The sequence below is a fragment of the Planktothrix agardhii genome (assembly GCF_904830935.1).
GTDB lineage: Bacteria > Cyanobacteriota > Cyanobacteriia > Cyanobacteriales > Microcoleaceae > Planktothrix > Planktothrix agardhii.
In genome coordinates this window covers 1,368,798-1,383,000 of the sequence record NZ_LR882952.1, presented here as the reverse complement: position 1 = coordinate 1,383,000, position 14,203 = coordinate 1,368,798, and the positions used below count along the sequence as shown (strand labels likewise).

The following is a 14,203-nucleotide window of genomic DNA, read 5'->3' as shown; positions in this document are numbered from 1 at the left end:
CGCTTCTTTTATATTAATAAAAGCGATCGCTCTAGGATTAGTATTTTAAGGTAGAATCTTGAAATGAGCGACAAGGGAATTACACTAGGGATTGCCTTTGATTTTGAGGCGCCGCAGCACCGCGTAATAATCCTTCGGTACTAATATCTTCTTATTCTCCTATTAATGCTAGTGCTTGATTCATTACCCGGTCAGACAGATACATTCCTGATAAGCGTAATTTTTCTAAAATCGGGCGTGCGGTAGGAATGATACCTTGTTGTTTAGCATTGAGAACTAAACCTAGTGTTCCCCGAACCGGAATCCCCAATGCTGCTGCACAGTGGCGGGCTGCTAGATCATCGAGGATTACCTCTGTGCCAGGATGGACATAACCCCAAGTTAGTACGGCGGATTCACCTGCACCTAAATCCCAACTCTGAATCACAGTTGGTACTGGCGGAGTTTCCACAACAACTAGCCAGTTTTTCTGAACCAGTGCTATAGCGGTTACATCCATTTCTCCATAGGTCTGAATCTCTGTTGCTACAGCAGCAGGTACGATAATTTCTTGACTGATAATCTGCAATAATTCCAAAACCCCACCCTTTGTTAAGAATATTAGAGGAGAGGTATTGATGGCAGGAGGGATGACTTTATTATCCAAAGAATCAGCCACGCTCAAGCTCCCGTTGTAGGTCATTAAAGTCAATTACAAACACATCAACTTGCTCACGCGCTAGAGCATCTAAGAAGTCTCTGCGGTTTAAACCCGCAATTTGGGCGGCTTTTTCCTGAGAAATTTCAGCTTTTTGATACCAATAGATAGCAGCAGCTAGGCGCATATCCTGAACAAAATCATCAGGGGGAAGGCGACGGGCTGAAAAAATTTCTTCAGGTAACTCTAATGTTACTGTAGTCATTGTTTTTGGGGAGGTTGACGTTTTTTATCTGATCATAGCAGTTCCAACTAGAACCAGGAAGCGATATAAATTTATTTATAATAATAGCGATCGCTTCTTTTATATCAATAAAAGCGATCGCTCTAGGATTAGTATTTTCTCGTTTCTAGGTTCTACCTAGAAATGATATTCGGGTGGCTCTGCCACCTAAAACTAGAGGCAGAGCCTCTGATCAGACATTCCCAGGCTGGAGCCTGGGAACGAGGGAAAGATGGTAGAATATTGAAACGAGCGAAACTGTTCTAAAAATAAAGGTTACTTATGTCTAGCACACTACCTAGGAGTCCAGATGATATCGAGTTTTATAGAAAAGTTGAATACGAAATAGCAGAAAAAACTAAAGATTTTTTCAAAAGTCTTAATATTGCTGTTATTGGAAAAGTTAGCAGTGGAAAAAGTTCGCTGATTAATGCGTTCTTGCGACGCAATCGCCATAACCCAGTAGCCAAAGTAGGGGCTGAGTCTGGTATAACAAAAAAACTTCAATTTATACCGCTAAGTGAAAGAATTTACATTGTGGACTCACCAGGGCTGGAGGATGTACGCCAAGAAAATAGTAAGATTACTCAAGCATTTCTCAGCCATATTGATGTTGGTATTCTGGTTGTATGTGGTTCTTCAGATGCAACCCAAAAAACCTACGTAGATGAACTTAAAAAATACTGCGATCGGGTCTTTGTGGTATTAAACAAAATCGACGAGTATGACAAATTAGAGCGTTCAGCTTTAGACAAGGTTATTGCCCAATGGAAAAGTGACCTCCAAGTACAAAAAATTTATCCAGTATGTACTTTTGGTTACGATCCAGAAACTTGTCCAGATTTACCGTTAGATATTCGGGGTGTAGACATACTTCGGGAGGATATTGAAGATTTTTTAGCTTCAGAGGGAAAAGATATACTGTTAGCTAGAGTTATGGGAGAAAAACGACCATTCGCAGTCAAAATTATTGCTGGAACATCATGCTTAGTCGCTGCGTCAGCATTTGTGCCAGGTAGCGGTATTTTGATCACAACTCTGCAAGCTGTTGCGATTTGCCAATTATACTACCTTTATAAAGGAAAAGTCATAAGCGCAACTTCAGTTTTTGCAACAATGACTGCTTTTACAATGGAAGCTGCTGGAAAAACCCTATTTATTTGGATTTCATCAATTTTTCCACCTAGTGGAATTGTTGACTCTGTAACGGCAGTTATTAGTATCTCATTAACTCTCTCAACGCTACTAGCTGTCAATTCAATACTGTCAAGAGGAGCAGAACTTGATGAAAAGCAGCTTATTCAGTCCGAATTCCGAAAGTTTCAGCAAAGAGCTAAAGACTCTTTAGGTAAGTTCTCAAAACAAGATTTGATAAATCGAAATATATTCATGGAAATTGTTGATGGGCTCATAGAATGAAGTGGTAAACTGTTCAGCACCAACAGTTAAATAAAAGCATCGGCTTTGTCCTGTATCGTTCGGATTAAAGACAGTTAATCCGGTAGACGTAATTTAAAATCTCACTTAGAACGTTTATCAGAATCAGAAAAAACTACAATTCATTGGTTAGCAACTCAAGATCAACCCGTTAATATTTCCCAAAAACCTGCTAATATTGAATTATCAAAACCTCAATTCTGGCAAGTGATACAATCATTAATTCGACATAATTTAATTGAAAAAGTCGAAGCAGAAGGGCGATCGCTATTTCTATTAAATCCAATTTTTCAACACTATATTAAACAGAAGATTAAGGGTTAGGATTGCTATAGTTCTTAATCTTCTCAGAATTAATCGCTATCATTCTCCGACAATCACTCAAAGAATGATAGCTGAAAATATCAATGATCTTTAGCTTTTTTGTACCTAATTTTTGGTGAATGAAACAGTCATAATGAGAGACTTTCAAGCTGAATTTCAGTCTTCATTTTTTAGTGTCTTTGTGGTTTATTAAATCACAGAAAATTGTTTTAATTCCCCAGGAATAACCGCCCCTTTTTCTGTTATAATAGCGGTAATTAATTCCGCCGGAGTCACATCAAAAGCCGGATTAAAAAATTCCACTCCTTCGGGACAAATTCGAGTAGTTCCCACCTGATAAAGTTCTGTCGGATCTCGTTCTTCAATCGGAATTTCATCCCCGGTTGCTAATTTAAAATCCACCGTTGATAAGGGTGCAGCCACGAAGAAAGGAACCTTGTGAGCTTTAGCCACAATTGCTAAACTATAGGTTCCAATTTTATTCGCCGCATCGCCATTAGCTGTAATTCGATCTGCTCCAACAATTACCGCATGAATTAACCCCTGTTTCATACAATGGGCTGCCATATTATCGGAAATTAATGTTACTGGAATTTGATCTTGTACGCACTCCCAAGTGGTTAATTTAGCTCCTTGTAACCGGGGGCGAGTTTCGTCGGCATAAACTCGATTTAACCGTCCTGAATTCCAAGCGGAACGAATAACTCCCAAGGCGGTTCCATAACCTCCGGTTGCTAAGGAACCTGTGTTACAATGGGTGAGAATATTCAGTTTTTCAGGAGTTTTAGGTAATACAATTAACCCCGCTTCTCCAATAGCAAAACAGGTTTTAATATCGTCTTCTCGAATTGTATTGGCTTTGTTTAATAAGGCGGTTTTAATCTCCTCAATTGTGCCGGGGGTTTCGGTTGCCGTTTGCAACATTTGATCAATTGCCCAAAACAAATTAACTGCCGTGGGACGGGTTGCCCGCAGGACTTGGGCAATGGGTTCTAGTTGGTTCAAAAATTCCTGACGGTCTGAAGTTTGAATCTCCCTCGCCCCCAAATATAACCCATAGGCGGCCGCAATTCCAATGGCTGGTGCCCCCCGAACAATCATGGTTTTAATGGCTTCTGCCATTTGTTGATAGGTGGTAATTTCTATGCGGGTATATTCATCGGGGAGACGGGTTTGGTCGATGAGGGAAGCGCGATCGCTTTCCCAAATAATCGGATAAACTTGAGTTAAAGTTGAGGTCATTTTTAGAGTTAAAATTGATAGTAGAATATTGTTGCCAGTTATTCAATTATAAGTCTAAATTGAACTTTAACAACGTAAAACTGACTCGTTAATTTTGTGTTTGCAATAGCTGTGATGCCGTCAAAGGAGAGGGTTGGTTATGGTCTGATAATAAACTAGAATTTATTACCATATCCCCGGTAAAAATAGCCTGTTCATAGAGTCCCGTTACTAAAATAAATACGGTAATCTGTTGTTGGATGGGGTCAATAATCCAATATTCAGGGATACCTCTGGCTTGATATTGTGATCGTTTATAACGATAGTCTCGCTGTTGATTTTCCTGACCAGGACTAACAACTTCTACCACCATTTCAGGGGGTGGCATATCTATTGTAATTAAGGAGCGACTTGCCCCCTCCATCACCTGTGCTAAGGTTTCTGTTAATACCATTAAATCGGGAACACGCACTGTAGTTCGACTCCCCATAACCACTAATTCGGTTTTCATTGTTAACCGAGAAAAGGAAACTCCCAATTGCAGAAAATAGGCAAACAAAAAACAAGCAATACGTCGATTAATTTCGCTTTCAGTCGGCATTAATAGAAGTCTCCCATCCTCTAGCTCATAACCAGTATCGGTATCTTGAGCATAATTGAGAAACTCCTGCAAGGACATGATTTTTTCAGTCGTTGCATGGGTCATAGTTGCTTGTCCTCCCATCAACCTATCGGGTGATCCTCATCTATTATAATAATCCTAGACAAAATTAGGTTAAATTGAATTTAAGTTTTAATCTTGTCCAAATCCCACTAATTTTATAGCACAAATACTTGAACCCAGCTTTATATAATCGTTTAAAATCATAGTCAAATAAAATAGCCATCATATCTTCTAAAGATAAATCCTTGAGATAATAAACTCCTTTATCAATAGACTGGTCACTATATTGTAAATATTTACTCAAACCCATTTGTTCTGACCAGTTCCAAGTTTGAGTATAGGTTTGTTTAATTTCTTGACGATATTCGGCAAAATTAGTTATTTTTCCCGATAGATAATCCTGAATATATCCCGCCGCAATATTAGCATTTTCCATTCCGTGACGAATACCCTCCCCACCCAACATATTAACCATAGAAACTGCGTCTCCAATGGCAATAATATTATCCTGATAATAAATATCTTCTAACCCACTAGAATATTTTAACATTCCCCCATGATGGTTAATAATTTTACAGGGAATTTCTGTTAAATAATCCGTTAGTAATAATTCCAGATATGAACGTAAAGTCTGAGTTTGATTTACCCATTCATGAGAACGATTTAATTGGGCAGAACCGACTTTTAAGCGATTATTTCCCATCGGAAAAATCCAAGAATAGCCCCTGGGCATCCAACGATGACCCAAAAAGAAAATTAAATCTTGAGAATATTTTTGATAATCATTTTCTGAAAGTTCAATTAAATATTCAATTCCTGTCCCGGTTAAATAATTAGGTTGGGGTGCTTTTTTAGCATACATAACAGCCCGAGTCGGCCCAGTCCCATCGACTAAAACTTGAGTTTCTACTGAAATAATTTTCCCGGTAGACCGTTGTTTTAATTCAACAATTGTATTTTGATTCTCTTGAAAATGCTTAATATAGCGATATCCCATCCATACCTCACCGCCCTGGTTAGTAACTTCTGTAGCTAAAAATCCCCGTAATTTGGCAAAATCAAAAACAGCCCCCAAAGGTGTTGGAGACTGCCATTTTTGATTAACATTTGTGGTAATAATCACTAGATTTTGCCAAAAACTTCCAACAACAGTTTCAGGTAAATTAAATTTTTCCAAGGTTTCTAAAGGTGTGGCGGCACTGGAAAAATCATTTTTAGAGAAAGTTTCATGTTGTTCAACTAATAACACTTGCTGACCCGCTTGGGTAAGTTTTCTTGCACATTGACCTCCGGCTGGCCCCGCACCAATAATCACAACATCAAAACGTTTCATCGGAATAAAATCTCAAGTTTAAAGAGCTATTATAGTTTAACAAATTACTGTTAATTTGATCTGATGATTTTGGATAGATGCCCAGAGGTCAATATTTTGCGCGGTTTAATTTTTAGAATTGATTTCTCCTTTTAATTCAGGACTTTTTGAGGAGGTTATACTCGATGAAGATTGCAGAATTATTGGGTTGAAAGCAGGAACTTGACAGGTGACTGTATTGGTTTTAGGTAAACAAGCAATGGGTTGAGTCAAAACCGAAGGAATAGAAACAAATTCTCCTTTTAAAACAAAGTCATCGGCATTCAAGACAACGCCTAAAATTTCTTGGGTAGATTTGATTTTAATAACTGCATCATCAGTCCGTCCATCCCCATCAAAATCAATTAATTTCGTATAGTCTAAATCGGTTTCATTGATGCCATCGGTTAAGCCAATTTTATCACCATCATTGAACCAATCAAAATTAGAAATCACAGGAGCATGAAACATATTATGGCTGGCATCTTGAGTTTTAAGGACAAATATATCAGTATTGCCGTTACTACTGGGGGTTTGGGCATTTCCCGACATCGGCATGAACAAACTAATCATAAAAGGAACAATTGTGGCAATTAAACAGCTACGAACTTGATTGGAAATCATACATTTTCCTAATGCTTTGATTTCACTCTACCTGGGGATTGAATAGCTTTAGTGGTTAGTGAGTGCTACTATTCTAAGTTCTACAAGGTTGATAGAAAATTGGGGGGTCTATTCCAAGAGAAAACCCTGATTAAATCAAGCAAAATCAGGGTTTTAGAGGTTGTGTCTGTTGGTGAGAAAATAGACAGTTAGAAAATTGGAAAGTTTGCCTTTACACTCTTTAATATCCAGGGGAAACCCGGATTATCCCAAACCCCTAATTTTAAGGATTGGATTTCCCAGTTGTTTTTTGCCTCTTATTTCAACACGGTTTTAGACACAATTCGGGTTTTCTTCTTATCACTTTCGGATAATTCTTCTCCCGATTGTAAGCGAGTAGCGCTGGTTTGTAACACCGTTGCTGCGTTTTTATCCCCCATTTGTAAAGCAGTTTTAGCCGCAGTTTGTAACATAGTTGCTGCCCCCGCCCGGTCGCCTTGTTGCAGTTTGGTTTCGGCAATTTGAGTTTGACGATATTTGGCTAAGGTTAAAATTTGTTGTTGCACAAACCCATCCATTTTGGGTTGATAATCACTGACAAAATTACCTTCCACCATCACCAAATCAGAATATAAATTTTTTAAATCTAAGGAAGGATCATCATAGCGGACTTGAACATGGGCGATCGCTTGTTTTCCGGGGGGAAATTTGTCAAAATATAAATTGGCTAAGACCACCCGATCCATATCTTTCATCACATCCCCTAAACGGACAATCCATTTATCTCCTTCTTTTTGGATTGGTAATTCAATCGTATCGGGGGCAACTTGGGCGATGGGTTTGAGTTCGGCTAACCGAACATTAGGCATTAAATCCAATAATAAATAGGAATTAGTTAAGCCCACCGACTGCATTTTATTGAACAAACGGCTGAATTGATCCAACGCTTGTTCAGGATGTTCAATATAGGCTAAAGTTCCCCCGGCAGCATCGGCAATTTTTTCTAAAACATCGGAGTTCCAATCTTCACCAAACCCCAAAGTATTAATAGTTAAGTTATAACTAGCGGCGAGTTTGGCTAATTTTAAACAGCGATCATTGTCTCCATGTTCGTTTTCACCATCGGTTAATAAAAAACCTTGGGAAATTCGTTCCTGTTTGCCTTTTCCTAATTCCTCAATTCCTAATTTTAGCCCTTCATCAATGGCCGTCCCCCCGGAGGTTTTTAAAGCGTTGATTTTCCGTTTAATATTTTCCAAATCCGTAATATCTTGATTCGGAATTAAAACTTTAGCGCGATGATCAAAGGTTATAATAGAAATGCGATCGCCAGGTTTTAATCGATCCACTAACTCAATTGCCGCCTGTTTCACGGTTTCTAGGGGTTTTCCACTCATGGAACCGCTATGATCTAAAATTAGGCACAAATTCAAAGGGACATCAGCATCACTTTCAGAGGGAAAAGCCGAAATGGAGATCGCCAACTGACGTTGACTGTTGCCAACGGACAGATCAAAGTTGGGATCACTAAGAATTGCTTGTAAACTGAGTTTCATTATGATTACCTGAAGTTGCGCTACTATTTTTATAAGTTTAAGGTTGAGAATTCCTGATGAGAGAACCCATTCAAGCTGTGCAATCGGCATATTCTTACACCGATAGCCCGATTCGGACTCCCCCGCCAGATTTGGAATCCCTTCTGTTGAAGGAAAGGATTGTCTATCTGGGACTTCCCCTGTATTCGTCCGATGACATCAAACGCCAAGTGGGGATTGATGTTACTGAACTGATTATCGCTCAACTGCTTTACTTACAGTTCGACGATCCTGATAAACCTATCTATTTCTACATCAACTCCACGGGAACTTCCTGGTATGGAGGGGATGCAATTGGGTTTGAGACTGAAGCTTTTGCCATTTGCGATACTTTGGGCTATATTAAGCCTCCGGTTCATACTATTTGTATCGGTCAAGCCATGGGAACCGCAGCCATGATTTTAGCCGCGGGGACTAAAGGTTTCCGGGCGAGTTTACCGAATGCAACCATTGTTTTAAATCAAACCAAAAGTGGGGCAAGAGGTCAAGCAACGGATATCCAAATTCGAGCAAAAGAAGTTCTCGATAATAAGAGAACTATGTTAGAAATTTTAGCAAAAAATACCGGACAATCGGTAGAAAAAATTTCTAAAGATACCGATCGGATGTTCTATTTAACGCCAGAAGCAGCCAAGGAATATGGCTTAATTGATAAGGTGTTAAAAAGTCGAAAAGAACTTCCCGCATTGGTGGCAACGGTTTAAAATTAATTGAAGTTAAAAAGGTAAAAGCTATGCCGATTGGAGTTCCAAGTGTCCCTTATCGTCTTCCAGGTAGTCAATACGAAAGATGGATTGATATTTATACCCGTTTAGGTGTAGAACGCATTTTATTTTTGGGTCAAGAAGTCACCGATAGTTTAGCCAATCGGATTGTGGCACAAATGCTATATTTGGATGCGGAAGATTCTAATAAGCCAATTTATTTGTATATCAATTCTCCGGGGGGATCGGTAACAGCAGGTATGGCAATTTACGATACCATGCAATATATTAAAGCCGATGTGGTGACGATTTGTGTGGGTTTAGCGGCTTCCATGGGAGCTTTTCTATTAGCCGCAGGAACCCCCGGAAAACGGTTAGCTTTACCCCATGCCAGAATTATGATTCACCAACCATTAGGCGGGGCAAGGGGTCAGGCAACGGATATCGAAATTGAAGCCAGAGAAATTTTGAGAATCCGCAGTTTATTGAATGACATTTTAGTCACTCGTACCGGGCAAACTTTGGAGAAAATTCAGAAAGATACGGATCGGGATTATTTCTTATCTGCCCAGGAAGCCAAGGATTATGGTTTAATTGACCAAGTGATTGAAGAACGGGCGACCGTGGCTTTAACCGCAGGTTAAGGGTTAACAATTCACTATAATATTGGATGGGTTTTTCCCATCCATTTATCCTCTATTTGCTTTTCTATTTGTGAAATTTACTTCCCATATTATTAACTTAAGTCACTGATACAATTAGTGATGGATACAACAGACTATTACCGACAATTAGGGTTAAGATTAGGGGCGAGTTTAGAGGCGGTGAAAACCTCTTATCGGCAGCTTGCCAGACAATATCATCCTGACGTCAATCCTGGAAATGAAGTCGCTAGAGATAAGTTTATGGCGATTACAGAAGCCTATAAATTTTTATTGACTATTGCTAAACCGGAAGCGGAATTAGAACCCGTTACGGCTTCAAAAAAAACCGTTACATCGAGATCTAAAGTTCCCCAATATCAACCTACAAAAGTTAAAATTACGCCCAAAAGTCCGCCGATTCAATTTAATCCTGAATTAACGAAAGAAGAACAAAAAATTAAGGAAAATTCCTATTTAGAGTTACAACAACTGTTAAAATATAAGCGTTTTCCCAGGGCGATCGCATTAATTGAAGGGTTAGCCCAACGCATTCCCCATGATCCTGAAATTAAGCAATGGCAAGCGATTTCCTATCAACGTTGGGGACGACAATTAATTACGGAAAAGCAGGTTGATAAAGCGAGAAATTATTTAAAAAAAGCCTTAAAAACCGACCCCCATAATCGGGCATTATGGGCAGAAGTGGAACGGGATTTTAGACAATTAGAAAAGATTTATTAATCTTAAAAACTCAATTTGTCAACTATAAATCTTTATTATATTCGATATAAAACAGTTAAAAACACCGAAAACTCGGAATATTGAAAGCCATTAAAGAAGAGGACTCGGAATTAATTATGAAATTACCTTATATAATTGTTATTCAATGGTCTGATGAAGATAGCTGCTACAAGCGTGCATTTACCTGATTTTCCATCCCAGCAGTTCCACACTCACGGAGATACCTACGAGGAAGCTTTGAAGAATGCAGTAGAGGTGTTAGAGCTTTTAGTTGAAGAATATCAGATAGATGGTAAATCTCTCCCCAAACCTAAAAATATAGCAGAAAACCTTCTGTTTGCTTGAACATAGGTTGGAAGCGATCGCGCCTCATTAAATTATCTAAAGGACAAGTAGGAACGTGGATACGAATATTTTGCTGCGGTTTGCCGATCGATCCAAATAGCAGGATTTAAAGATGTGGTGGATGCCTATTTACAGATGAATAAGTTATCAGTGGAAGCTAAGCTTATTTATGAGAAACTGGATTTGATGTTGTCTGAGGGTGGAGGTGAGGAAATTTATGCTTTGATAACCCTACTAAATGAATTGGGGTTGCAGTTAGCTATCACAGTAAAATAGGTAATTAATAATCGCAGTTATCGGTTGGGTCGGGCGGGTTTATTCAGATTATCGGTAGGTGACATAATTTATCGGTGGGGGCGGGTTTATTAAGGTTATCGGTGGGTGACATAATTGAGCGATGAACCTGCCCCTACAAATTTTACCCATTACCCATTATTTATTACCTATTACGCATTATTACCGTTGACGTTTTTCATCTTCTCGACGTCGGCGATCGCGCCATTCAGCCACCGTTAAATAAATGACACCTCCGGTAAAAATTATCAACATTGAGAAAGCCACCAATACCAAAATCTCAACCAGGGTTAACTCTTGTAAAACTTCCATAGGTTAATTGAAACAGTGCAGTTTTTATCTATTTTAATTCAATTTGTAGAGAGAATCATGATTTGATTCACCCTACAACAATCTGGCAAAAGTATTAATCTGTGAAACTGGGTAACAGTAGTTTACACCGCAGGTAACTCATCTAAAATGGTAAACCGAACATGATTAATTGCTAAGGTTCCCAGAGAGACTTTTTCGCGGTCAACATCAACCCCTTCACTGGTCAATCGTTGAAAACGAATACCCTTGCCAATTTCAATATGATACCAAGCTAATCCCATAAAAAATCGTAGGGGATAGGGCCCACCTTCTTGAATATCATCGGGGTTAGATTCCATCGGAACCCAACCAAAACCCGGAATATAAAATTCTAACCAAACATGATTATATTCCGGTTGTAAAGGCACTCCTCGACGGTCAGCAAATTGGGGACATTTATAACGTCCAATAGTCCGACAAGCGATGCCATTTAATCGGGCTAAAGCTAATAAAACCCCGACATATTCCCCACAGGAACCTATACCTCGCTGCAAAACTACATCAGGATTTTCAATCTTAGAAGTCAGACTATAGGATAACTGATCATAGACATAATTACGAATACTTAAAAGTTTTCGGAGGAAATTTGTTTCATTGCGAATTGCTGTTTTTGCCGCTGCTTGAACAATAGCAGTATCCATTGCTAAATGATCATCATCTACAAAATATTTTTGGGGGAAATCCGAGGAAAGTTTAGGTAAATTTTCCACTTGACGGGGATGAATTTGATATTTAATACTCCGAACTTCTAATAATGCTTTCCAACCAAAAATCAAACGTTCCGTCGAAGTCAAAGGATTAAATTGAAATACCGCGACTTTTTCCCCATCTTCAACTTCTTCTCGAAAAGGAATTCCAATCGCCGAAACCTCTAAAACTTTCTGACGATTTGTATTAGAAGGTAGGGCAATTCGCCATTCTAAATTTTCGATATGAACCGCATCTAAAGGTTCTAATTCCTCCACATAGGACATTTCAATCAAATAGCCATTAGATGTGGCGTAGTTTTCCTGGGGATTAAAATGAAAAGAGAGGGGATGAATAAAGGTGCGATCGCGTTTTGCTAATTCAAATTGTTCATGAGAACTGGGATTATCTCGGATATAAAGTTCACTGCCAGCATAGGCTACATAGAGAACTTCTTCTTGGGTTTCTGGGTTAGTATAAAAGGTTAAACCAGTAGGAGATTCAAAGGGAGTTAACACACTAAATCGAGTTTCTCCTGTGGCTTTTTCCAAACAATAAACCGTCTGTTCTTCTCGATCGCAAACCCATAATTCCTCATTTCTAATCGTGAGGTTTTCTAGTCCAATCCCTGGGGCGGAAAAGCGGGTAATTTCTCGTTTGGTATTTTGACTATAAACTAGGATAGAAGCAATGCGATCGCAAGCAAAATAAAGAGTCGATTCATAAACCGCAATTCCAGTAGCTACATCGGGTAACAGTATAAACAATTGAGGTTCAAGATTAATAATAGAATTACCTTGAACAACCCCCGGGCAAAAATAGACTTCATTGCCGCGAGTAAACCAAAGATTATCCTGCCAAATTGCCAAACCCGTCACATCTCTAAAAGCTAAAGTTAAATCAGGATTAACAACCGTAGCATTATCGGTTTTGGGGTCAATTTGCAGCAAAAATCCCCGGGAGGTATCAATCGCTAATAGGGTATTTCCTAACCCCGTTAAACCATATAAAGCCGAAACCCCAATAGGTCGAATTGTCCGAGGTTTAAAACCGCTATTTTTTCCAAAAGTCAATGAGTTAAGATTCATAGAAATTGTGATTATAGATGAAACCAGGATATTTATTGATCGAATCAGGTCAAAGTTCAGACTTAAGATAGGCGACAACACCTAAATTTTCCTAAAATCCGATTCAGACTCAAACATTTAAGATTAAGCACAGATTTTGACAAATTTTGCAGGAACATTAGATACAATAGTGATGTCGATAAATGCTACTATCTCTGCCCATCGGTAAGCGTGATTAGTTATGGCTATGCCAATGTTTTTCCTCCACCGTGCAGCCCTTGGACTAACGTTATTGTTGCAAATCGTGGTTGCTAATAGTTTGATTGTAACTGCCGCCCATTCAGCCTCTTTACCTCAAAATCTGGGAGATGAACGGAATCAGGTTGATTTTGGGGATCGGGAACGGGTTCAGCAACCTGAACAACCAGGCCAAAGCAGTGATTCACCGTTTACCAACTGGAATGCCTTTACACCACCCGAACGGGGAGTACCCGGGCGTCGAGAAGGGGGCGGAACTCGGGGCATAGGTTGTCCCGGTTCGATGACTGCCTTAATTCCAGAGTCTACAATGGGTCGCACCGCATCAGGTCAACCCGCATTTTTTCTTTATATTCCAGGGAAAGTCGATCAAAAGATATTAGAATTTGAGATAGCAGATGAAGGTGATAAAACCCTTTACAAAACCACATTTCCCATCAGCACCGATCGCCCTGGAATAGTAGGAATTCAGTGGTCTGAGAATGCTAAATCCGTAACTTTACAAGACAATAAAAATTATCGTTGGTATATAGCACTTAAATGTAACAGTAGTGATACTTCTAATGATCTTTTCGTGAGTGGCTGGATTAATTCCGTTGCTTTAAGTCCTAATCAAAAACTTGAATTAGGAGAAACGACCGATCCCTTAGAACGTTTAAAAATCTATGCCAACCAAGGACTTTGGTATGAAACATTATTAACTTTGGCAACCTTAAAATTGAATGATTCTGAAAATTTATTCCTTAAAAATAAGTGGAACGATCTATTAAAATCTATTGGCTTTGATCCGGATCAAAAACAAACTCAGATTGATAAAGAAAAAGCTCAATCTATCCTCAATGCTCCTATTCTGAAAATTCAAACCAATTAGTAATCCCCGTAAATGGAAGTAGACAGTCATTGTCACCGCAAAAAAAGTTTGATTTTATTGTTTTAATGATTGACGGTTGACTGATTACTGATTACTGATTACTGTTAACTGATAACTAATCGAAAA

At 38.9% G+C, this 14,203-nt stretch carries 15 protein-coding genes and 1 pseudogene; 7 read left to right on the top strand and 9 right to left on the bottom strand.

All coding sequences use genetic code 11. The features are described 5' to 3' along the window. Nucleotides 1-151: 151 nt before the first annotated feature. Nucleotides 152-658, bottom strand: a complete 507-nt coding sequence (locus NMG88_RS06450; RefSeq protein WP_227350290.1) for a PIN domain-containing protein — start codon at nt 656-658, stop codon at nt 152-154. Beyond that, entirely contained in the window at nt 651-902 is a 252-nt protein-coding gene (locus tag NMG88_RS06445; RefSeq protein ID WP_026794333.1) for a UPF0175 family protein, read from the bottom strand. Before NMG88_RS06445 ends, NMG88_RS06450 begins: the two co-directional genes overlap by 8 nt. A gap of 300 nt (nt 903-1,202) precedes the next feature. Here NMG88_RS06445 and NMG88_RS06440 point away from each other — a divergent pair, with 300 nt between their 5' ends. Continuing rightward, nucleotides 1,203-2,339 (top strand): GTPase, encoded by a 1,137-nt coding sequence (locus NMG88_RS06440; protein WP_254035226.1) that lies wholly within the window; start codon nt 1,203-1,205, stop codon nt 2,337-2,339. A 531-nt stretch (nt 2,340-2,870) separates the two neighbouring features. Here the strand turns inward: NMG88_RS06440 and mtnA are convergent. The 5 genes from mtnA to NMG88_RS06415 form a co-directional block, all read right to left on the bottom strand. Beyond that, the gene (mtnA, locus tag NMG88_RS06435; RefSeq protein WP_214560651.1) at nt 2,871-3,923 is read right to left on the bottom strand and encodes an S-methyl-5-thioribose-1-phosphate isomerase; all 1,053 of its coding nucleotides are present in this window, start codon (nt 3,921-3,923) and stop codon (nt 2,871-2,873) included. A gap of 88 nt (nt 3,924-4,011) precedes the next feature. Then, a complete protein-coding gene (locus NMG88_RS06430) occupies nt 4,012-4,608 on the bottom strand; it encodes a Uma2 family endonuclease (protein ID WP_026794328.1) in 597 nt (198 codons plus the stop codon). A gap of 64 nt (nt 4,609-4,672) precedes the next feature. After that, nucleotides 4,673-5,899 (bottom strand): NAD(P)/FAD-dependent oxidoreductase, encoded by a 1,227-nt coding sequence (locus NMG88_RS06425; RefSeq protein ID WP_254035225.1) that lies wholly within the window; start codon nt 5,897-5,899, stop codon nt 4,673-4,675. A gap of 105 nt (nt 5,900-6,004) precedes the next feature. Beyond that, nucleotides 6,005-6,541, bottom strand: coding sequence for a hypothetical protein (locus NMG88_RS06420; RefSeq protein ID WP_051340010.1), 537 nt, complete (start codon nt 6,539-6,541; stop codon nt 6,005-6,007). A 296-nt stretch (nt 6,542-6,837) separates the two neighbouring features. Further along, a complete protein-coding gene (locus NMG88_RS06415) occupies nt 6,838-8,076 on the bottom strand; it encodes a vWA domain-containing protein (protein WP_026789151.1) in 1,239 nt (412 codons plus the stop codon). A 56-nt stretch (nt 8,077-8,132) separates the two neighbouring features. Here NMG88_RS06415 and NMG88_RS06410 point away from each other — a divergent pair, with 56 nt between their 5' ends. From NMG88_RS06410 to NMG88_RS06390, 5 genes and pseudogenes are all read left to right on the top strand, one after another. After that, a complete protein-coding gene (locus NMG88_RS06410; RefSeq protein WP_026794325.1) occupies nt 8,133-8,819 on the top strand; it encodes an ATP-dependent Clp protease proteolytic subunit in 687 nt (228 codons plus the stop codon). A 29-nt stretch (nt 8,820-8,848) separates the two neighbouring features. After that, the gene (locus NMG88_RS06405) at nt 8,849-9,463 is read left to right on the top strand and encodes an ATP-dependent Clp protease proteolytic subunit (RefSeq protein WP_026797263.1); all 615 of its coding nucleotides are present in this window, start codon (nt 8,849-8,851) and stop codon (nt 9,461-9,463) included. A gap of 120 nt (nt 9,464-9,583) precedes the next feature. Beyond that, on the top strand, nt 9,584-10,204 hold the full coding sequence (locus NMG88_RS06400; protein ID WP_254033386.1) for a J domain-containing protein: 621 nt from the start codon (nt 9,584-9,586) through the stop codon (nt 10,202-10,204). A gap of 116 nt (nt 10,205-10,320) precedes the next feature. Further along, nucleotides 10,321-10,549, top strand: a pseudogene (locus tag NMG88_RS06395) (type II toxin-antitoxin system HicB family antitoxin). Between the two features lie 114 nt (nt 10,550-10,663). Next, nucleotides 10,664-10,825 carry a hypothetical protein gene (locus NMG88_RS06390; RefSeq protein WP_227366083.1) on the top strand — a complete coding sequence of 54 codons (162 nt, stop codon included), beginning with the start codon at nt 10,664-10,666 and terminating at the stop codon, nt 10,823-10,825. 180 nt (nt 10,826-11,005) lie between these two features. On the opposite strand, the gene NMG88_RS06385 is transcribed toward NMG88_RS06390, so the two are convergent. Both NMG88_RS06385 and NMG88_RS06380 read right to left on the bottom strand, forming a co-directional pair. Beyond that, nucleotides 11,006-11,155, bottom strand: coding sequence for a hypothetical protein (locus tag NMG88_RS06385; RefSeq protein ID WP_214560647.1), 150 nt, complete (start codon nt 11,153-11,155; stop codon nt 11,006-11,008). Nucleotides 11,156-11,277: 122 nt separating this feature from the next. Then, on the bottom strand, nt 11,278-12,969 hold the full coding sequence (locus NMG88_RS06380) for a transglutaminase-like domain-containing protein (RefSeq protein ID WP_227398253.1): 1,692 nt from the start codon (nt 12,967-12,969) through the stop codon (nt 11,278-11,280). A 220-nt stretch (nt 12,970-13,189) separates the two neighbouring features. Here NMG88_RS06380 and NMG88_RS06375 point away from each other — a divergent pair, with 220 nt between their 5' ends. Continuing rightward, nucleotides 13,190-14,077, top strand: a complete 888-nt coding sequence (locus tag NMG88_RS06375) for a DUF928 domain-containing protein (RefSeq protein WP_081846340.1) — start codon at nt 13,190-13,192, stop codon at nt 14,075-14,077. Nucleotides 14,078-14,203: the final 126 nt, after the last annotated feature.

What these genes read in the sequence shown, in the direction of transcription:
- NMG88_RS06445 (WP_026794333.1), bottom strand. Translation starts at nt 902, where the DNA reads ATGACTACAGTAACATTAGAGTTACCTGAAGAAATTTTTTCAGCCCGT.
- NMG88_RS06440 (WP_254035226.1), top strand. Translation starts at nt 1,203, where the DNA reads ATGTCTAGCACACTACCTAGGAGTCCAGATGATATCGAGTTTTATAGA.
- mtnA (WP_214560651.1), bottom strand. Translation starts at nt 3,923, where the DNA reads ATGACCTCAACTTTAACTCAAGTTTATCCGATTATTTGGGAAAGCGAT.
- NMG88_RS06430 (WP_026794328.1), bottom strand. Translation starts at nt 4,608, where the DNA reads ATGACCCATGCAACGACTGAAAAAATCATGTCCTTGCAGGAGTTTCTC.
- NMG88_RS06425 (WP_254035225.1), bottom strand. Translation starts at nt 5,899, where the DNA reads ATGAAACGTTTTGATGTTGTGATTATTGGTGCGGGGCCAGCCGGAGGT.
- NMG88_RS06420 (WP_051340010.1), bottom strand. Translation starts at nt 6,541, where the DNA reads ATGATTTCCAATCAAGTTCGTAGCTGTTTAATTGCCACAATTGTTCCT.
- NMG88_RS06415 (WP_026789151.1), bottom strand. Translation starts at nt 8,076, where the DNA reads ATGAAACTCAGTTTACAAGCAATTCTTAGTGATCCCAACTTTGATCTG.
- NMG88_RS06410 (WP_026794325.1), top strand. Translation starts at nt 8,133, where the DNA reads ATGAGAGAACCCATTCAAGCTGTGCAATCGGCATATTCTTACACCGAT.
- NMG88_RS06405 (WP_026797263.1), top strand. Translation starts at nt 8,849, where the DNA reads ATGCCGATTGGAGTTCCAAGTGTCCCTTATCGTCTTCCAGGTAGTCAA.
- NMG88_RS06400 (WP_254033386.1), top strand. Translation starts at nt 9,584, where the DNA reads ATGGATACAACAGACTATTACCGACAATTAGGGTTAAGATTAGGGGCG.
- NMG88_RS06385 (WP_214560647.1), bottom strand. Translation starts at nt 11,155, where the DNA reads ATGGAAGTTTTACAAGAGTTAACCCTGGTTGAGATTTTGGTATTGGTG.
- NMG88_RS06380 (WP_227398253.1), bottom strand. Translation starts at nt 12,969, where the DNA reads ATGAATCTTAACTCATTGACTTTTGGAAAAAATAGCGGTTTTAAACCT.
- NMG88_RS06375 (WP_081846340.1), top strand. Translation starts at nt 13,190, where the DNA reads ATGGCTATGCCAATGTTTTTCCTCCACCGTGCAGCCCTTGGACTAACG.